This is a genomic window from Coleofasciculus sp. A1-SPW-01, from assembly GCF_040217205.1.
Classification (GTDB): Bacteria; Cyanobacteriota; Cyanobacteriia; order Cyanobacteriales; family Coleofasciculaceae; genus Coleofasciculus; species Coleofasciculus chthonoplastes_A.
In genome coordinates, this window is the sequence record NZ_JAVJNP010000220.1 from 1 (window position 1) to 21,198 (window position 21,198).

Below are 21,198 nucleotides of genomic sequence, written 5' to 3' on the forward strand. Positions count from 1 at the left end.
GCCATTGGTTAAGGTTGATATCGAGCGACAATGCCGGGTATCAGCCAAGCGTAAGCGTTAACGGTTATCGACCAAAAGTTACACCGTGGACTTATACCAAGGCAGAATTACTGATGGGTAGGTTTGTCTAGGTTTTTAGAAACGGTTCCATGTTGTTTATTTTGAGTCGAGTGATGACTTGGAAATGGCAGATGTGGATATTGCCGATGTGTTACTGGCGATCGCACGACGGATTAGTCAAAGTTTAGCAGATGTGGCGATCGCGGAACCCCAGGGATTGAAGCGGTTGCTGAAACGGACGGCGGAACTGTTGCAGACGGAGTATGATTTATCGGAGGTGGAGTTAGGCTTGCCGAAAATGCCAGGGGTTCCCGATGTGAAAGTGAAGGCGAATGACAAAGGGGCGTTGTCTTTGGCGTTCGGGATTGGTAAGATTACGGCTAAGGCACGAGCGGATTCGGGATTGCGAGAACGGCTGAATCAGTTTTTGGGACCGAAGAAAGCTGAGTTATTAGCGGCGATTAATCAGGAATTGATTGAACCTGCGATCGCGCAATTGCAACAGCAGGGGAAACGGGGATTAGTCGTGATTGTGGATAACTTGGATCGGATTGAGGGTCAAACTAAAGGTTGGGGGCGATCGCAACAGGAATATATTTTTATTGATCAGGCGGAATATTTGCAAAAGTTTAACTGCCATGTTGTTTATACCATGCCCTTGGCGTTAAAGTTTGCTGATGAATATGCTAGGTTAACCCAGCGATACAAGGAAGAACCCAAGGTTTTGCCTATGGTACAGGTGCAGCAGGTGGATGGGAGTGACTGTGAGGAGGGAATGAGATTGCTGCGGCAGATGGTTCTGGCGCGGGCGTTACCGGATTTGGACGAACAAGGGCGGTTAAATCGGGTGAATGACATTTTTGACCATCCGGAGAGTTTAGACCGCTTGTGTCGTGTCAGTGGGGGTCATGTGCGGGATTTATTACAACTGTTGATCCAGTGGTTGAAGAAGGATCTTAAACAAGGGCGGTTGACTCGTGAAACGTTAGAGGGTTTGATTCGCAGTCGTCGTAATGAAATGACGCTTACCATTGATGATCACGAATGGGGGTTATTGCGAAAAGTTCGGGAACGGAAGAAAGTGAGTGGAGATGATGGGTATCAGAAATTAATTTATAGTCGGCTGGTGTTTGAATATCGCGATCGCGGCGAGTCTTGGTTTGATATTAATCCGGTTTTGGCAGAGGCTAAGGAGTTAAGGGAATAATCATTGGTCATTTGGCTTTAAGGTAAACCGTTCTAACAATTGTTCACGCGAAAGGGTAATGAGTAGGGGGGTTAACTCTTGAGGGGGCAATTGTAACATGGGCGCGATCGCACTGGCTAATTCGGGGTCAAGTTCCCCAAATCGTACTCTCAGAAATCGTTCTACAGCTTCTTGTCTTGAGGTATCGTCTTGAATGGGCAGATTACCAAACCACAGTAAGAGTTCCTCTCGTTCAAGGTTAAATAACAGCCGAGTTAACTCTTGAGGGGGTAATTGTAACATGGGCGCGATCGTACTGGCTAATTCGGGGTCAAGTTCCCCAAATCGCACTCGCAGGAAGTTTTCCGCCATTTGTCGTTGTCCTTCCAGTCTGCCTTCAAGTCTACCTTCCAGTCTGCCTTCTTGTATCCCTTCTCGCTTGCCTTGTTCTAAGGTTTCTTCTTGCCATTTTAAATACGCTGGTGATAAGTTCATGAGCAATTCCCTGTCTTGTTCACTTAAATTTTCGCTTTCGTTGATCGTGATACGCCAGTTTGCCAGAATCTGTAGAATGGTCTGCCGATAGGGGTTCTGTTGGGGTAAAGCTACCAATTCATTGATCGCTTGTTTCTGTGTTCCGCGTTTTCCCAGAACCCTTAACCATAGTGTATCTTCAGTGACTGGCAGTTGGTTGATGGCGATTAATGCTGTTTTCAGAAATTTTGCCATGAAATATACCCCTTCTCCCCAGTCTGCTGAGGGATGGAGTTTGGCACCAAATCCGTCTAATAACCTTGGGGAACAAGAGGGTGAGAGAATCCACAAATGGTGCCAATCGGTGTCGGGGAATGAAGTTCGTTCTCGTCTGGCTTTTCGCCGCATTTCACTACGCACTGAGTTTAACTTGCTTTGGCAGTCGAGTACCTCGGCGGGGTTGGGTGGATTGCGGAAGGGTTCTAGTAGACAGGCGGTTGTTGCCATTCGCCCCAGTAATCCCAGGTTTTCGGCGGTGGTTGCTGGTGATGGGGTTGGTACAAACCAAACATCAACTTGGCGGATTTCTGGGGATATTTCGCGGCTGGTTTCGACGCTTCCTAGAGGGGCTAATAATTCCTCTAGGTATTGCTTGGCAAATTGATCGTGAGGCTTTCGTGTCATTCAAGTTTCAAATGGCGATGTGTTTGTTTAATTACTGGTTTTGATTCTTTATTGTGGCATATTGTGACGCCTTTTTTTCATTTTTTTGTGAGGATTTGAGATATAATAATTTCGCAATTTTATAATAAGTACCGTTTAAATTATGATGAACCGTTGAGGACTGAACTTAACCGCTGAGACTGTGGTAGGGGCGATCCGCTTGCATTCATGGACAATGCGATTCCATTGAATGCTTGGGTCGCCATTGGTTCACGTAGAGATGACATCTGTCTAACCAACAACAATATGTTCTGTAGGGGCGACCCGCCTGCATTAATGAACAACTCGATTCCATTCAATTTATCGGGTCGCCCTTTATTTAAGTTAACTGTAGGGGCGACCCGCCTGCATCAATGGATACTGCTGGCGAATCAGGGGTCAGACCCCTCACCCCGCTGCTCTATTCCTTCACGTCCATTCATGGTTCACGCTGAGAGGAACCCGTCAGCTTGCGCCCTAGAGCGTCGGTTCACTAATAGTAAAGAGCCTGATTTTCCGTTGAGAATGAGTACCAGAATGACCGTTTGGCGTTATAGTTGGGATTACGCTTACTGGCACTCTAGAATGAGGCATTAATTAAGGTAAGGTGTCACGCATTTAAATTGGGAGCATCCCAATTTGGCACGTTGGCTCTTTGAATGGGGCTGAAAACCTTGTATAGCACTACGAAGATACGTTAGGACATTACCCTGTTGCCTGTTGCCTGTTGCCTGTTGCCTTTTCACCTAATTTTATTGTCCTAACCTCAATGCGTAATGCTATAATTGCGTTACTTAAGGTAATGCTTTGTTCAAAACGGGATGCTCCATTTAAATTGGGAATGGGTAGGGAACAATATGGGAAGCGTGACAACGATTTGGCTGTAGAAACCTTGATATATTGTTAATTTAACTCCCTGTGAATGTCTGTTCCCAATAATAGCGCGATCGCGAATACCAAGCTGTGGGCTACTTATGTATGTTTGGGGATGAACGCTAAAACTATTACAGCATAAAGATTAATACTGGATTGAGTATATTTCTACAAAAATACTTCAGTTTAGGGCGCATCTAAACAACCCTAAAATTGAGGCGTATAAATTGCGTTCCTCTCTCGGCATTGATCTATATTTATTTATTCAAAATAGCCAAGATTGATTAAGCGTACTGCCTGCGTAGGCGGGCAAAAGAACTTGTGCGAGTCGTCGCTTTTGATAACCCATTTGACCGATGCACAAAAACGAGCTAAATTCTGAGCAGCAAGCTGTAGCAATATGCTGTAAATGCGTTTTAGCTAGCCCGGAATATCGAGTTCGTCGTAAATCTAATTTCCGCACACCTTGAGAAATTGTCCCTTCAATTCCCGCACGACAGGAGTACTTTTTCTTGAATTCTTTAGTTTTTTGCTCTTGGCGACGAGCTTTAAGTGATTCATACTCATCACGAGGTCGCAATTTCAGTTTTCTGGGTGCTTTCACGCTTTTCGTACAACGAGTTCTTTCTGGACAAAATGTACAATGTTGACGGTCAAATTCCACTTGAATGACGGGATGCTTACTTTTATCATATTCAATCCGCCATAAGCGACTTAAGCGTCCTTGGGGACATTGAGCAATCTTTTTATCCCAATCAATGAAAAACGCCGACACATCAAATCCTGTATTTAACTTAGATTGCCAACTTACATCCACCGCCGCCGGACCAATAAGCTCAACTTGATGAGCTTGATGACTTTCCACTAATTGATAGGAATCAACGTAAGCAGCATCCACATAGTGTTCACTCGGTAGCCAGTTCTTTTCGGCTAATTTATGATGAATCAATGGTGTCAAAACACCATCGGGAGTTGTCGCCACCGTTGTCTCTACATTGGTAATTATATTTGGCGTGTCCGGGTCACAAGTTTCCGTCAAGTGAACTTTATATCCTGTCCAAGTTTTCTCTCTTTTTTTTCCCTTTCTTGCCTCCGTGTCATAGGGCGATTCAATCGAGATTGAGTTGGGAGGTAATCCCGTTTTTTCTTTTTTTCTCCATAACAATCTTCCCTCTATAAATACATACTGTTGAATCCACACCCGTCTTAAGGTGGCTACGCTCTCAATTTGACGCAGCTTTTCAGCTTGTGGGTCATCTTCACGCCATAACTTTTCCAGAAGATGGTGTCCATCCCTGCCAATTAACAATGCCATTTCTTCCCGTTTGGTTTTCTCTTTGGGTAATCGATAATTCTCAAATCGTTCACTGTATCGGTCAAACCAGTCTTCTGATATAATTTCTTGTAGCCATTCCGGTGCAAGGTTAGCTATTTGATTCAGTGTGGCTCTTAGGGTTTCGCCAACTAATTCTAAACGATTAACTTGACGGATCGCCGCCACCACTTGGGTTGAGTCTGTACGTTGTTTACCACGAGTTTTAATTAATTTCTGTTCAAAAAAGTGAGACACCATCACATCCAGCAACTTATTTGATGCTTTATTTTGGCATAATCGTCCTCTAAATTCACTTAGTACCGTTGCATCAAATCCTGAATCCGTTAAGTTTAACCCCAAAGCATATTTCCAATCTATTCGACTCCTGACTGCATCGGCGGCTTGTCGATCAGTTAAACCCTCCGCAAATTGCATTATTGTGATTAATGCTAATCGAGCTGGTGAGATGGCTGATTGTCCACATCGGACAGGAAATACATCCACAAAGTCTTTGTCTTTATATAACGTGCCTAATTGATCATACATTTTCATGTATACATTCCCTTTTGGAAAAGAAGCACGCGCTACTTTAACCGTAACTTGAGGTACTTCCCAATAGTTTTTTGGATGTAGTGTCATCGTCGCCGACCATCAACTGTTCAACTTTTTGTATTATCTTACAGCGCTTCGCGCTTTTATGGAGTAGGCTATTAGCCCGCTATCCCTGAAACGGCTAGATTGATGTTGTAACTCATCGCAGAGGAAAGCGCTGTATTTATTGCTCTGAGCCCCCTTTGGGGTTTGACCCCCCATTACCCCCTAGAGGGCGCAAGCTGATGGGGTTCCTCTCAACGTGAACCCTGAATGGACGTGAAGGAATAGAGCAGCACAGTGATGGGGGTGAGGGGTCTGACCCCTGATTCGCCAGCAGTATCATCAATGGACAAGGCGATTCCACTTAATTGACTTGGGTCGCCCTCGGCTTAATCCCCGATGTCGGATAATGTTGCTTAGAATTTGAGGGTAAGTGTTTACGCGATGATGGCGCTAAAGCGCCTACTACGAACGAACTACTACGAACGAAACGATGTCGCAGCTACCTGATATTACACCGGAGAATCAAACCGAACTTGAGGAACTGGCGTTGACGCTGGACGCTTTTCAGGGTCAGTTTTTGCTGGTTTTTGCCCGATGTAATTATGACAGAGTGCGATCGCGTCTGATTCAAGTCCTCCAGGATTCGTCTCCTTTGAACATTCGCACGATTACGCTGAACCCTGATGATACGGCGCTATATCAGCGGATTCAGAGGGAGTTGCAGGGGGATAAACCGGGGGCGCTGATGGTTTTGGGGTTGGAGTCGGTGCTGTCTCTGGAGAGGATGCTGGCGGGGGCGGATTTGGTGCGGGAAGAGTTTCGTCACCATTGTCCGTTTCCGGTTGTGGTTTGGGTGACGGATTCGGTGAAGGCGCAATGGATGCAGTTTGCCCGTAATCTGGAAAGTTGGGGCGTGAGTAGTCGGTTTACGATTAGCCGTGGGGAGTTGGCGGCGTTTATTCAAGGGAAGGCGGATCAATGGTTGGCGGATGGGTTGAATTTAACGGAGATGGAGTGTATTGAACTTAGGGGAGAATTAGAGGCGGCTGAGGGGGAGTTACAGTTAGAGGATAACGGGTTAGAACCGGAATTAGCGGCGGCTTTATTCACATTATTAGGCATTTGTCAAGAACAGCAGGGAGAGATTCAAAGGGCGATTGATTATTTTGAGCAAGCCTGGGAATGTTGGCAGGAATTGCAGCGTTTTGAGTATGAAGGGATTGTTTTAAGGGAGATGGTTTATGGTTATTTCTGCCAAATTAATCGGATTCAACCTGGGACAATTTCTAGGGATGACTATAATCAGATTCAAGCTAAAATTAAGGACTCTATTCAGCAAGCCTTAACTGCCTTTCATCGGGCGCAACGTCCGGATTTAATTGCTGATTCGATTGGGGTGTTTGGTGCGGTTTTGCGGGAGTTGCAGGATTGGCAACAATTACGGGATTTGGCGGAACAGGCGTTGGTGTTTGACCAAAGGGAAAATCGCCGGGATAAATTGGCGTTGGATTATACGTTTTTGGCTGATGTTGCTTTGGCGGAAGAACGTTGGCAAGCGGCGCAGGAATTGGCGGAAACGGCGTTAAGTCACATAGAACTGATAGCTGACACCATTTTAAGTGGGGCGGTTGAAACCGCAACTACACAAACGAAACCCGCCGGAGTTTACCCTCGAGCGAAGCGAAGGGCGGGTGCCAAAACTCTTAATCTTAATTTATTGTTAGTCCGCGCAGGCGGACTTGGTTTGTCTAGCCGCGAATTCCATTCGCCAAGGAATAGGATTGATGTAGAGCTAATTAGCCGATGCTATTGGATTAAAGCGCGATCGCACGTTAATTTAGGTCAATGTTTGGCGGCGATTGAACAGTTAGAATTTGCCCATGGTATCAGTCAACCGTTATCCTATCCTCGGCTTTATCTGGATATTTTAGGCGATTTACATGATCTCTACTGGCAGACAAAAGATTATCTAAAAGCCTTTAAAATTAAACAGGAACGGCAAACCGTTGAAACCCAATTAGGATTAAGGGCGTTTATCGGTGCCAGTCGCATTCCATCGACTGTTGGGGCTGTCGGTAGCGTTGTCGGGGCGGGGGCGGTAGGGGCGCACAGACGTGCGCCCTCATCTCCTCCCCAATCTTCCGCATCTTCCCCCCTCCCCATCGCCCCAGAAATTATCGCATCGGGGCGGGAAAAAGATGTGCGGGAATTGGTGGAACGGGTGACACGGAATGATCATAAAGTTATTGTTCTTCACGGTTTCTCTGGTGTGGGAAAAAGTTCCTTGGTGAATGCGGGTTTAGTGCCAACCCTACGCCAAACAACCGCCAGTGGACAACGCATTCTTCCGATTTTGATCCAAGTTTATACCGATTGGCTACAGGAAATCGGACAGCAATTAACCGCCACGCTAGAAACACACAATATTCCCATCACTCAACCCCTCGACTCTCAAGCCGCGATTCTAGAAGCCTTGCGCCAGAGTGAAACTCAGCAGGTGCGAATTGTGTTCATTTTTGACCAGTTTGAAGAATTCTTTTTTGTGGCGAATAGAAAAGCGTTAAGAAATGAATTATTTAAGTTTTTGGGCAACTGCTTAAATATTTTACCTGTTAAGATGATCTTTTCTATCCGTCGGGATTATTTGCATCATTTGGTGGATAGACCGGGTATGGAAGCAATTGGTAATGACCTTTTGAGTAAGAATGTTCTCTATAAAATCACTAATTTTACTCCAGAGGAAGCCCAAAGCCTAATCGTTCAACTCACAGCGCGGTCTAATTTTAAGTTGGAATCGGCGTTAATTGAACAACTGGTGCAGGATTTAGCGGGAGATTATCAGAAAGTACGCCCGATTGAGTTACAGGTTGTCGGGGCGCAACTGCAAGCTGAGGGGATTAGAACTTTGGCGGAGTATCAACAGTTTGGGACGAAGGAAGAATTGGTGCTGCGCTATCTGGCGGAAGTGGTGGAGGATTGCGGCGAAGAAAATCAGCCCGTGGCGGAGGTGTTGTTGTATTTGTTGACGGATGAGAAAGAGCGGCGATTGCTGAAAACTCGTGGGGAGTTGGAGGAGGAGTTAAAGGATTTTGTCACAGTAGCGGCGAGTCAGTTGGATTTAATTTTAGAGATTTTAGTGTTATCGGGGTTAGTTTTTGTTGTTCCTGATACGCCGGATGACCGCTATCAGTTGGTGCATGATTATTTAGTGTCCTTTATTCGCCAGCAGCAAGAGCCAAAGATACAAGAAATTATCGCCCAATTGAATCGGGAACGGGAACAGCGTCAGCAGTTGGAGCGGAGTATTGAACGGGTGCGGGGAGAGTTACGCCTGGTTCAAGGGGAACGAGAACGGGTGATGGTGGAGGTGGAACAAGCGGAGCAAACGAAGCGGGAATTAGCAGAAGAGAATCGGAAAGTCTCGCGACGGGTGCGGGTGGGTTCGGTGGTATTGGTATTGACAGTAATCAGCGCCGGATTTGGGTTAGCTTGGACAGGTGCGACAGCGAATCGAGATATTCAAGAGGCTCAACAACGAGAGCAAGCAGCGCGTCAAGCTGAATTAGCTGCTCAACAGGGAGAGGAAGAAGCGAAACAAGGAGAGGAAGACGCGCTGCAGGGAGTCAAGACAGCTAGAGAGCAATTCGTAGTGGCTCAAAAACGAGAGCAAGTAGCGCGTCAGCGACTTAATGAGACAGAAAAACGGGAGAAAGAAGCGCTGGAGCGAGCCAAAATAGCCAAACAGCGAGTTGTCGCGGCTCAACAACAAGTCGCTGCTGCTCAACAGCGAGAAACCACTGCTCAACAGAATGCGGCTCAGGCTCAACAGCAAGCAGAAGCCGCCAACCGACAGGTGGAAGTGGCGAAACGACGAGAACAGGAGGCGAATGAACAGGTAGAATTAGCCCAAGCTAAAGTTAAGGATGCTCAAGAACAGTATGAATTCGCTCAAGCTTCTCTTGCACAAGCCGAAGCCGAACGAGCAGAAGCGAATAAACAAACTGAAGAAGCCCTGAAAGGGACGGAACTCGAACGGCTTGGTACACTGGCTCTACGGCAATTTAATATCTCTAAACAAACCAAAAACTCTGCAATTCCCTCTTTAATCTCAGCAATGCAGGTAGGTAAAGAACTAAAAAAACTGGTGAAAGACCGACCGATTAATCAGTATCCCGCCTATAGTCCCCTCTCCGCACTACAACAGATTCTGAATCAAATTCGCGAGCGAAATCAACTGCGCGGTCATGAAGATTGGGTTTGGAGTGTCACGTTTAGCCCCGATGGAGAGCAAATTGCTAGCGCTTCGGAAGACGGAACCGTGCGGTTGTGGGATAAAAAGGGAGCCGAATTAGCTGTCCTTCGCGGTCATCAATCTTCGGTTTGGAGTGTCACGTTTAGCCCCGATGGAGAGCAAATTGCTAGCGCTTCGTGGGACGGAACGGTGCGGTTGTGGGATAAAAAGGGAGCCGAATTAGCTGTCCTTCGCGGTCATGAAGCTTCGGTTAGGAGTGTCACGTTTAGCCCCGATGGAGAGCAAATTGCTAGCGCTTCGGGAGACGGAACGGTGCGGTTGTGGGATAAAAAGGGAGCCGAATTAGCCGTCCTGCGCGGTCATGAAGCTTCGGTTAGGAGTGTCACGTTTAGCCCCGATGGAGAGCAAATTGCTAGCGCTTCGGATGACGGAACCGTGCGGTTGTGGGATAAAAAGGGAGCCGAATTAGCCGTCCTGCGCGGTCATGAAGATTGGGTTTGGAGTGTCACGTTTAGCCCTGATGGAGAGCAAATTGCTAGCGCTTCGTGGGACGGAACGGTGCGGTTGTGGGATAAAAAGGGAGCCGAATTAGCCGTCCTGCGCGGTCATGAAGCTTCGGTTATTAGTGTCACGTTTAGCCCCGATGGAGCGCAAATTGCTAGCGCTTCGGGAGACGGAACGGTGCGGTTGTGGGATAAAAAGGGAGCCGAATTAGCTGTCTTACGCGGTCATGAAGATTGGGTTGGGAGTGTCACGTTTAGCCCTGATGGAGAGCAAATTGCTAGCGCTTCGTGGGACGGAACAGTGCGGTTGTGGGATAAAAAGGGAGCCGAATTAGCTGTCCTGCGCGGTCATGAAGCTCCGGTTAGTAGTGTCACGTTTAGCCCCGATGGAGAGCAAATTGCCAGCGCTTCAGAGGACAAAACCGTGCGCTTATGGCGCGTGGAAACGTTAGACGACTTGCTGGTTCGCGGTTGCGACTGGTTGCGGGACTATCTCCGCACCCATCCCGATGTCAGTGATCTCAATAAGTTTTGTGCAGGGGAATTAGGGGTGGCTGAATAAGGGTTGTGGTGAAGGGAAGCAGGGGGAGACGTGTAATGGCGCATTCGTCTATGAGTCTCCACTACTCATCGTTGACATTCGTATATGGGGTTTTGAGTCTGTGATGCGAGCGTTGATGGCGCTAAAGCGCAACTACGAACTAAAAATAAATCTGTGTAATCAGTGTCACTAACCTCTCACATCCCCACCCCTACCATTGCTAAAAATCTGCGAAATCAGTGTTTTGATTCAACGTCCAAAACTCATAAAATGGGGCAGAACTCTGGTCTGACTGTTGATAATTTTGCTGACGGGTAGAACTTCCCTGGAATGGCGACATTAAAATAGTTTCCAACACTTGTTCCACGCGATCGCACGATCAAAAAAAACCGTGTAACCTTTGCTGGGTAATGACTTTGGCTTAAAAACAGGACGATTGAACTAAGAGCTTGTAACATCTCGTTACAATTGACTTGGCGCGATCGCACTCAACCTGCTGAAAATCAGAATAGGGTTACTTTGTCTAGGCTGAGTCAACTCTTAACCCAGCGCGGTAGGGCTAAAATAGAATAGCAACTCTGATGATCCGCTTCATTCGCTAAGCTATGATACCAGAACTACTCGTCACAGAATTTGCCAAAATCGTTTTTGGTGCTGCTATCGAAACAGGTGTGGGTAAAGCAACAGAAAGCATGATTAGGAAAGCACGAGATACTATCATGCCCAAATTGTCAAGATATCCGGATGCTGATCGCGCGATCGCAGCCGCCCAACAGGGTTCTCAACCGGACTTAGCCAAGGTAACACAGTATTTACAAGCGGCGATGAAACAAGATCCGGCTTTTGCCCAAGAGGTGGAACGTTTAGCTGGACAGGTTGTGAACGTCAGTAGTATAGCCGATCAGCGGACTCTGAATCAAAAGAGCGATCGTAGTCACAAAACTTTTCAAAACAAAAGTAAAAACGTTGGACAAGTTGGGGATCAGGATATCTCTGCTAACAAGATTGAACATCTGGGCAATAATTTCTACTGACTACTGGTAGAAAATCAGCGCAGCACCCCACCAAATTTAGATGAAATCCGCCCCAGTACCGATAATTGGCAAGGGCGAAACTTAGAACGCCAAACCATTCGGGATTGGATAGCGGATGGAAAGACTCGCTTAATTGGAATTACGGGTATTGGTGGGTTAGGAAAATCGACGCTTGCGGCTAAGATTTACGACGAGGATAGCACAGAATTTGACGATAAAGTTTGGGCAGATATTAGCCGGATTGGGTTTACCGAGTTAGCGCGGCGCGTCTTATTGAAATTTGGAGTATCTCCGGAAACCATCGAGGCGATACCTGAACAATCCCTGGGAGATGCATTAGTCAATCATCTACGTCAGGGGCGGTATTTGCTGGTGATGGATAATCTAGAAACCCTACTGCAATCTGATGGTGAGGATAATAAGAATACGTCTATTCGTGATGAATCCTATCGGCAGTTTTTCTATGGCTGGTTGGAATGTGGCGGCAAAAGTGTGGTGTTGGTGACAACGAGAGAACGGTTGGATTTGCCACCGATTCGATGTCAATGGTTATCCTTACTAGGATTAGAACCAGTGGAAGGGGCGACGTTATTACAGGCATTGGGAATTCGAGGAACCGAGGAGGAATTAGTCGAGTTTTCCCAGAAAGTAGAGGAACATCCATTATTATTAACGCTGGTGGCTGGGTTTTTATTAGAAGAGGAAGAAGTTGATCCGCAGATTCGGTATTTGCAGCGCTATGGGTTGGCGGATATATCCCATTTGTTAACGGATGACAATTTAAAAGGATTGCATCGGGGTACAGTTGATATCTGGATGCGGCGGGTGTTAGATGAGAGTTTTGGGCGGATTAGTCAGAGAATGCAGCAATTGGTATTGGGGATATGTGTTTATCGGATTCCCTTTAATTCAGCTATGGCGTTGGTGCAAATTCATAGTCTCTCTTTTGAACGGGATTTGGAGGTATCTCAACCTCAAAATAAGCAGGAAAGATCCTCTCTAGATTCTTCCTTAGATTCTCCAGATTCTCTTAGCCCCCCTTTTGAAGGGGGGTTGGGGGGATCTAAAAGGGACAACCTCGATACCAAAAGCATTGAGAAAGATTTGCGTCAGTTGGTGAGGCGTTCTCTACTACAGGAAGAGAGAGATAAAGATGGGGGGCGATGGTTTAAGTTTCAGCCATTGATTCAGGAGTATGCGAAATGCCAAGCGGAAGATTTAACCCAGGCGCATCAACGGGCGATTGATTATTATCGTTTAAATCTTAAACAACCTCCTTGGAAAGGAATAGAGGATGTAACCGAATACTTGGAAATATTCTATCACTGGTGTGAACTTAAAAAGTATATTCCAGCTTTCAACATTCTGCACTACTGCCATGAGTTTTTAAAGTTGCGTGGGTATAATCAGATTCAGGTTAGATTGTATAATCGATTAATTTGGGAGTGGAATCGAAGCAAATCAGATTGGGTATTTGGTTCATTACTTATAGATTTAGGAAGTGCTTATTCTCATTTAGGAGAATACCCAAAAGCCATAGACTATGACAAGCAGTCTTTAGCCATATTTAAGGAAATTGGCAATCGCACTTATGTTGCTATTTCTCGGCTGAATTTGGGGAATGCTTATTATTTTATAGGAGACTATAAAAAATCAATAGAATACTCTCAGGAAGCTTTAATTTTTTTTAAAAACAATAGTGGTTATATTAGGGATAAGAAGTTCTTACAAAATGCAATTGCTGTTTGTCTGAATAATTTGGGAAATTCTTACCGTTCACTATGCGAATATCGACAATCGATTGAATACCATCAAAAATCTTTAGCTTTATTTCAAGAAAATGGTGATAAAAGTAAATCTTCTAAACCTTTGATGAATTTGGGGAGTGTTTGCCTTTTATTAGCAGACTATAAACAAGCAATTGAATACTATAAAAAATCTTTAGCTTTATTTCAAGACAATAGTGATCAAGGTGGAATCGCTAGTTCTTTGGATAACTTAGGCGTGGTTTACCGTTATTTAGGAGAATATAAAAAAGCGATAGATTATCATAAGCAGTCTTTAGTGATTAGTCAAGAAATAGGAAATCGTCTTGCAATTGCTAGTTCTTTATATAATCTAGGTGCTGCTTATTTTTCTCTAGGAGAATACCAATGTTCAATAGCATACCATCAACAAGCTTTGGCAATTGAACAAAAAATAGGCGATCGCTGCGGTATGTCACACACCTTCATAGGTTTGGGTAATACTTATAGTTGCTTAGGAGAATACCAACAAGCAACTGAATATTACCAGCTATCTATAGTAGTTTGTAAAGAAATCGGTGATTGTAATAGTCTGGCTATTGCCATGGATAATTTGGGTGTTGTTTATCATGACTTAGGACAACACAAAATTGCCATAAAATTTTCTCAACAATCTTTAGCAATTCAACGGCAAATCGGTGATCGCCGTGGTATGGCTAATTCCTTAATAAATTTAGGCAATGCTTATAACTGCCTAGGACAATACCAAGACTCTATTGAATTTTTAATGGAATCCTTAACGATTCAACAAGAAATTGGCAATCGCAGTGGTATTGCCGATGCTCTAAATAATTTAGGTAATACTTATAGTTGCTTAGGACAATACCAAAATTCAATTGAATACTATCAGCAAGCTTTAGCGATTCAAAAGGAAGTCGGAGAGCGTTGTGCAATTGCTAGATGTCTGAATGATTTAGGCAATGCTTACCATTCCCTAGAGAAATACTCACTAGCTATTGAATATCATCAGAAATCTTTAGTGATTTTTGAAAAAATTAGTCATCGCTATGGCATTGCTGTTTCTCTACATAATTTAGGCAAAGTTTACAATTCTCTAAGAGAATATCAACAAGCAATTGGATACTATCAACAAGCTTTGGAGATTCAACATAAAATAGGCACTCACAGTTTTATGGTAGAGACATTCATCGGTTTGGGTAATGCTTATAATCGCTTAGGAGAATACAAACAAACCATTGAGAATTATCAGCAGTCGTTGATGATTTTTAAAGAAATCGGAAATCGCCATGAGATTGCCAGAACTCTGCAAAAATTAGCTCAAGCCTATTATCAATGCGGTAGAGTAAAGGAAGGATTTGCTACCGCTTATCAAGCCACCCAAATATTACAAGAACTTGAGCTTCCCCTTGATGCGATGCCTTATCCCCAGTGGTTCAAATCATCGATTAAATTTGCTCAACGGGGTAAACTGCATCTAGTCTTATGCTTCATCGCGGGATTAATCGCATTTCCCTTTGCCCTACTTGTATTTACCACCCTAATCCTATGGCGAATCATCCGCGTCTTCATCAAGCGCCAGCCTCAGCACCCATGACAAACAATCGAACAGATAAACCACCTATCATATAATTTCCACCTACTTCTCCCAACCTCGACAAATTCCCCTCAATACTGCCAATCCCTCTGCGTACCTCTGCGTTTCCCTCTGCGTCCTCTGCGTTAAAAAAACATCATGTCGATACCGACACATCAGACATTATAAGGCACTAAAGTGCCTACTACAAACTAGCGCGAACACGGATACCCTACTACGTTACAACCTGTCATTCTGACCAAAGGGAAGAATCTCATCAGATGTGTAAGCGACGGTTCTTTCACTTTGTTTATAAAATGGATTATTCAAACCTACATGGGCGGGTTTAGCCATGTAGGGTTGGCATTGCCCACCAGCATACCAGTCAGTACCATTCATCCTAGGGTGACGTTTGTCGTCAGCGATGGGATTGGAATCGGGCGCAAGGATGATACCCCGACAAGGCGGCAAATAAACGGGAGCTTGTAACATCTCGTTACAATGGACTTGGCGCGATCGCACTCGACCTGCTGAAAATAATAAGGATAGAGTTAAGGGTTCCTCTAACCCTATACCCTCTACAATGATGAACGTCAGATTCAAGGAGTATCCGCCTAATGTTGCCATACGTCCTCGCGTTGGTTATCGGTCTTGGTAGCTTTGCCTATTACATGGCAGCATTCTTTTTTCCCGAAGTCCACCGTAAAAGCGACTTTGTATGGAGTGGTGTAGGATTTTTCTACGCCCTCGTCTTGTGGGTGTGCGCCGGACGGATTACGGGGGCGGTACTCCTGAGTCAAATCGCTAGTGTATCCCTATTGGGATGGTTAGGCTGGGAAACCTTAACCCTGCGACGACAGTTGGCTTTACCCGAAGCCCAAACCGAAATTTCGCCCCAAGTTCAGCAGAAAATCGTTGGTTCTGGGATATTCCAATTGGCAAAAAGTCTAGTGGTTCAACCCGTCGCCCGAAGATTCCAGAAACCGCCCGTGACGCCAACCCCAGTCGCGACACCAGAACCTGCAACCGAACCCGCCACGCCAGAGACGGAAATCGCCACAGCAGAAACGGAAATTGGTGAATCCTTCCCAGAAACAGTGACAGAGATAACAGAGGAGATTAAACAGCCAGAAGCAAGTGATGTTCCTGTGTCTTCTTCCACAGAGGGAACAGAGGAAGCCGTCACAGAACCCGTAATGGCGGATATTACCGAATCGGCTGAAGTTACGGAAACCGATGAAACAACGTCAACAGAACAAGTTCAAGAATCGGTAGTGGAAACAACCCCACCAGAAGCGATAGAGGAGATTGCGCCAGAAGAGTCTCTATCTGAAACTCCTGTAGCAGAACCAACGATAACTGAACCCACTGTTGCTGAAACTCCTGTAGCAGAACCAACGGTAACTGAGACACCAACAACAGAGAATCCTATCGAACCCACGAACCCACCCAAACAACGCGGGGGAATTAGTGGATTTTTCAATAATCTCTTGGGTAAAAGTAAAGAGAAACCCGCTAAACCACAGGAACCCCAGACAGTATCTGAGGATATTCCCCCCTCACCCGAACCCGAACGCCCTGAATCCAGTCAGCCAGATACCTCACTCCAGGAATCCCCAACTCCGAGTCAGGATATAGAAGAGACAGCCGTAGCCGAGGAACCCCTAACTGTTGACACTTCCCCAGTCACAGACACATCACCACCGGAACCAGAACTCCCCCAAAACCAAGACAGCCAACCTCCAGAAACTCCAGAAGAATTCGCCGACTCGGAACAACTCATCCGCCCAACTCCACCCCAACCGGAACCAGTAGACGGGGCGAACCCTTCCCCAGAATCAGAATCCTTAGAGACTCCAGACGCAGACATTACCCCAGAAGCGCCCTTATCCCCCTCGGCTGAACCCATGGATGAAGGTGATTCTAAAACTCAACAACCTCAAAATTCAGAAAATCCTCCCCAGTAAAGTTGAAAGGATGGCAAATTCTCACCCATAATGTAGGGATAGATAAAACTACTTATTGTAAAAAGGAGTAATCGGGACTAATCCCGACTCCCCTAAACGTAAAACCACTAACCAACAGGTCGAACTGTGACAGAAGCTAAATCCTACAAAGACACCGTAAATCTGCCCCAAACTGAATTTAGTATGCGGGCAAACGCGGTCAAACGGGAACCGGAACTCCAACAATTTTGGCAAGACCAACAAATTTATCAGCGACTGTCACAGACGAATCCCGGTGATAGTTTCATCCTGCATGATGGTCCCCCCTACGCGAATGGGGCGCTGCATATGGGACACGCCCTAAATAAAATTCTTAAAGATATCATCAATAAATATAAGCTGCTGCAAGGGTATAAAGTTCGCTACATTCCTGGCTGGGATTGCCATGGCTTACCCATTGAACTGAAAGTCCTGCAAGCCATGGACGCCGAAGAACGCCAAGCCCTAACCCCGATAAAGCTGCGACGCAAAGCCCGAAAATTTGCCCTGAAAACCGTTGATCAGCAACGCCAAGGGTTTCAACGCTATGGTGTATGGGGAGACTGGGATAATCCTTATCTCACCTTAACCCCCGAATACGAAGCCGCCCAAATTGGCGTATTTGGTCAGATGGTGCTAAAAGGGTATATCTATCGGGGAATGAAACCTGTTCATTGGAGTCCCAGTTCCCAAACCGCCTTGGCAGAAGCGGAGTTAGAATATCCGGAAGGACATACCTCCCGCAGTCTTTATGCCGCATTTCCCCTGACCAAAGCCACGGATTCAGTGGAAGCGAAGCTAAAACCCTATTTAGTAGATTTGGGCGTAGCAATTTGGACAACTACCCCCTGGACAATTCCCGGTAACTTAGCCGTAGCGGTGAATCCCGAACTCACCTACGCGGTTGTAGAAGTGTCGGAGAAATCAGCCAGTCAGGAGGCGGAGAAATCCTCGAAACCCAGTAAGACAAAGGCAAAAGGATTTGCCCCCACTCAAGACGAGGACTCCCTAGAATCAGAATCAGCCGACTTCGACACAGAAGCTGAAGGGTTTAAATACTTAATCGTAGCGGCGGAATTAGTGGAACGCCTCTCTCAAACCCTGGATAAAGACCTAACCGTCAAAACCACGCTAAAAGGACAGGAATTAGACCAGTGTACCTATCGCCATCCCCTGTTTGACCGAGAGAGTCCGATTGTAATTGGTGGCGATTACATTACCACAGAATCGGGCACGGGATTAGTTCATACCGCACCCGGTCATGGTCAAGAAGATTATATCGTCGGTCAGCGCTACAATTTACCGATTATCTCTCCCGTAGATGGAAATGGAGACTTTACCACCGAAGCGGGACCCTTTGCGGGGTTAAATGTGCTGCGGAATGCGAATCCTGCGGTGATTGACGCCCTGAAAGAGGCGGGTTCCTTCCTGAAAGAGGAAAACTACGTCCATAAATATCCCTACGATTGGCGCACTAAAGAACCAACAATTTTCCGGGCGACGGAACAATGGTTTGCGTCGGTGGATGGCTTCCGGGAAGAAGTGATGAAAGCAATTCAATCCGTTGATTGGATTCCTTCCCAAGGAGAAAACCGGATTACCGCCATGGTGTCGGAACGTTCGGATTGGTGTATCTCCCGCCAACGGAGTTGGGGGGTGCCGATTCCGGTGTTTTATGACGAGGAGACGAATGAACCTCTGTTGACAGAAGAAACCATCGCCCACGTCCAAGGGATTATTGCTGAAAAAGGGTCAGATGCGTGGTGGGAATTGCCCGTAACCGAATTATTGCCCGAATCCTACCAGAATAATGGTCGCACCTACCGCAAAGGCACCGATACGATGGATGTCTGGTTTGACTCCGGTTCCTCTTGGGCGGGAGTTGTGCAAGAACGTGAGGAATTATCCTACCCTGTCGATATGTACCTGGAAGGGTCAGACCAACATCGGGGCTGGTTCCAATCCAGTATCCTCACCAGTGTGGCGACAAATGGTTGTGCGCCCTATAAATCGGTATTAACCCACGGCTTTGTTCTGGATGAACAAGGACGTAAAATGAGTAAATCGGTGGGGAATGTGGTAGACCCTGCGACAATTATTGAAGGCGGAAAGAATCATAAACAGGAACCGCCGTATGGTGCGGATATGCTGCGGTTGTGGGTGTCGTCGGTGGACTATTCGGTGGATGTTCCCATTGGTCAAGGAATACTGAAACAGCTTTCCGATATTTATCGCAAGATTCGCAATACAGCGCGATTTTTATTAGGAAATCTGCATGATTTTGACCCCGCCAAAAATGCGGTGGCGTATGAACAGTTACCGGAATTAGACCGCTATATGCTGCACCGGATAACGGAGGTGTTTGGTGAGGTGACTGAGGCGTTTGAAAGCTATCAGTTTTTCCGTTTCTTCCAAACGGTGCAGAATTTCTGTGTGGTGGATTTGTCTAACTTTTATTTGGATATGGCAAAAGACCGCCTGTATATTAGTCATCCCGATTCGGTACGACGACGCAGTTGTCAGACGGTATTAGCGATCGCATTGGAAAATTTAGCCCGATCAATCGCCCCTGTATTATGCCATACAGCAGAAGATATTTGGCAATATCTGCCTTATCCCACACCTTATAAATCGGTGTTTGAGTCGGGATGGGTGCAGTTAGATGAAACCTGGAAAAAGCCGGAATTGGTGGAGAAATGGACAAGGTTACGGGCGATTCGCACCGAAGTAAATAAGGTATTAGAACAAGCCCGGGCGGAGAAAATGATAGGTTCTTCTCTAGAAGCGAAAGTCTTGCTTCATGTCCCCGATACGCAATTACGCCAACAGTTGCGGAAATTAAACCCCAGTGGGATTCCCCGCCTGTGGTTGCAAACCCCGAAACCGGAACTGATGGTGAGGGAACCGGAACCGGAAGCAGTATTAGCTTCAGAAACGTTGTCCTCAGACACAGGGGAACAAGAGTGGAATGTTAATCAAATTCTGTCTACTGTCTTGACGACACTACGCCAGGTGTTCAGCGAAAATCAGCGCGTATGGTTAACGGTGGGAGTCGTGGTAGGGGTACCGATTACCTTAAAAGTAACCGCAACCGTATTAGCTTCGATCGCCCGTTTACCCTTATTGGCTGATATCCTACAATTGGTGGGAGTGGGCTACAGTGCTTGGTTTATCAATCGCTATTTACTCCGCGCCCCCAATCGGCAAGAATTAGCAGAAAAAGCGCGATCGCTAAAAACTGAGGTATTGGGTGAAGGTTCTCCCCAACCGGAACCCGAAACGGCGGAACCTGAAGCCGCACCCCCAGCGCCAGTACAACCCCAACCCAGAATTCTAGGGGAACGGTTTACGGTTCTCAGTAACGGGGTAGATGAGTTGCGCTATCTATTTTTAGCCTCCCAAGTTGAGGTGTTAGATTCCCCGGATGCGATTGAAAATGCGGACTATCGCAGTCAGTCGGAACAGGTTTGGGTAGGGATTGTCAAAGCTGAAGGAGAAAAGTGCGATCGTTGCTGGAATTATTCACCTTTTGTGGGTAAAATTATCGAGCATCCCACGATTTGTGAACGGTGTCGGGCGGCGTTAGCGGGTCAATGGTAAATTGTTATTTGTCATTGGTCATTTGTCATTCGTCATTCGTTCAATCAAGGAATTATCGCCTTCACAATTGGCTTTGCCGTATTTATAGCTGTCGCCAGTAGTGTTAGGACAGTATTGATTTGTAGAGACGTTCCGGCGGAACGTCTTCAGGAATTGTGTTGATCCTAACAGATTTGTCTACTGCTATATGGTGATAAGCTGTTCGGCATTTAAACCTTAATGTCAATAATAGCGAAAGCCTTGTAGTGCGTTTAGCGAAGCCATGCCGCAGGCTTTGCATCTTGCTCGCTACTAATACCCAATTTAAATGCATGACAGCTTAAGGAAAAGGTACTGAATGTTCAGTCACCAACAAAAGTTCCGCCACCCAGCGAGAGTTTAGCGTTAAAAGTACCCTGAATCTCGGTTGCCATTTTCGGTACGCACAGATAGAGTTTTCCTGGTAGGTAATCTCCCTGTCGCTGACCAATCTGCAAAAATACTTGGTAATCTAGGTCGTCAAGTGTACTGTAATCCCACAACGTATAATGATCGACATCCGAATCCTCTTGCAGGTTCTTCACATACTCCGTTGCATCAACACGATAATCCCAGATACTTTCGCGTTCTGTGCCGTATCTTCCTCCGTAAGCATAGGTTGTTCCTTCCGCCTTGGAGGTGTTGTATTCTATTGGTTCTACAGGAGATGAAGCACCAATGAGTATGTCAAAGACAAATCGCACTGTGATTGCCTGGGG

7 protein-coding genes and 3 pseudogenes are annotated in these 21,198 nt (G+C 46.0%); 6 read left to right on the top strand and 4 right to left on the bottom strand.

Annotation, left to right across the window (positions count from 1 at the left end):
* Positions 1–145: 145 nt before the first annotated feature.
* Positions 146–1,267: pseudogene (locus RH949_RS31690) on the top strand (ATP-binding protein); the annotation flags it as partial.
* Here RH949_RS31690 and RH949_RS31695 read toward each other — a convergent pair.
* Both RH949_RS31695 and RH949_RS31700 read right to left on the bottom strand, forming a co-directional pair.
* The gene (locus RH949_RS31695) at positions 1,268–2,404 is read right to left on the bottom strand and encodes a hypothetical protein (protein ID WP_446358816.1); all 1,137 of its coding nucleotides are present in this window, start codon (positions 2,402–2,404) and stop codon (positions 1,268–1,270) included.
* A gap of 1,175 nt (positions 2,405–3,579) precedes the next feature.
* A pseudogene (locus tag RH949_RS31700) lies at positions 3,580–5,249 on the bottom strand (IS1182 family transposase).
* 448 nt (positions 5,250–5,697) lie between these two features.
* On the opposite strand from RH949_RS31700, the gene RH949_RS31705 reads away from it, so the two are divergent.
* From RH949_RS31705 to RH949_RS31715, 3 genes are all read left to right on the top strand, one after another.
* Positions 5,698–10,524 (top strand): nSTAND1 domain-containing NTPase, encoded by a 4,827-nt coding sequence (locus tag RH949_RS31705; RefSeq protein ID WP_446358818.1) that lies wholly within the window; start codon positions 5,698–5,700, stop codon positions 10,522–10,524.
* A 584-nt stretch (positions 10,525–11,108) separates the two neighbouring features.
* Positions 11,109–11,537, top strand: a complete 429-nt coding sequence (locus tag RH949_RS31710; RefSeq protein WP_446358820.1) for a hypothetical protein — start codon at positions 11,109–11,111, stop codon at positions 11,535–11,537.
* Between the two features lie 108 nt (positions 11,538–11,645).
* Positions 11,646–14,897, top strand: coding sequence for a tetratricopeptide repeat protein (locus RH949_RS31715; protein ID WP_446358828.1), 3,252 nt, complete (start codon positions 11,646–11,648; stop codon positions 14,895–14,897).
* Between the two features lie 219 nt (positions 14,898–15,116).
* Here RH949_RS31715 and RH949_RS31720 read toward each other — a convergent pair whose 3' ends face one another.
* On the bottom strand, positions 15,117–15,503 hold the full coding sequence (locus RH949_RS31720; RefSeq protein WP_446358822.1) for a hypothetical protein: 387 nt from the start codon (positions 15,501–15,503) through the stop codon (positions 15,117–15,119).
* Here RH949_RS31720 and RH949_RS31725 point away from each other — a divergent pair.
* Both RH949_RS31725 and ileS read left to right on the top strand, forming a co-directional pair.
* Complete coding sequence (locus RH949_RS31725) at positions 15,494–16,843, top strand: Ycf66 family protein (RefSeq protein WP_446358824.1); 1,350 nt, start codon at positions 15,494–15,496, stop codon at positions 16,841–16,843. The two genes, RH949_RS31720 and RH949_RS31725, sit on opposite strands and share 10 nt — an antisense overlap.
* A gap of 126 nt (positions 16,844–16,969) precedes the next feature.
* Positions 16,970–20,461, top strand: a complete 3,492-nt coding sequence (gene ileS / locus RH949_RS31730) for an isoleucine--tRNA ligase (protein WP_446358826.1) — start codon at positions 16,970–16,972, stop codon at positions 20,459–20,461.
* A gap of 341 nt (positions 20,462–20,802) precedes the next feature.
* On the opposite strand, the pseudogene RH949_RS31735 reads toward ileS, so the two are convergent.
* Positions 20,803–21,198: pseudogene (locus RH949_RS31735) on the bottom strand (hypothetical protein); the annotation flags it as partial.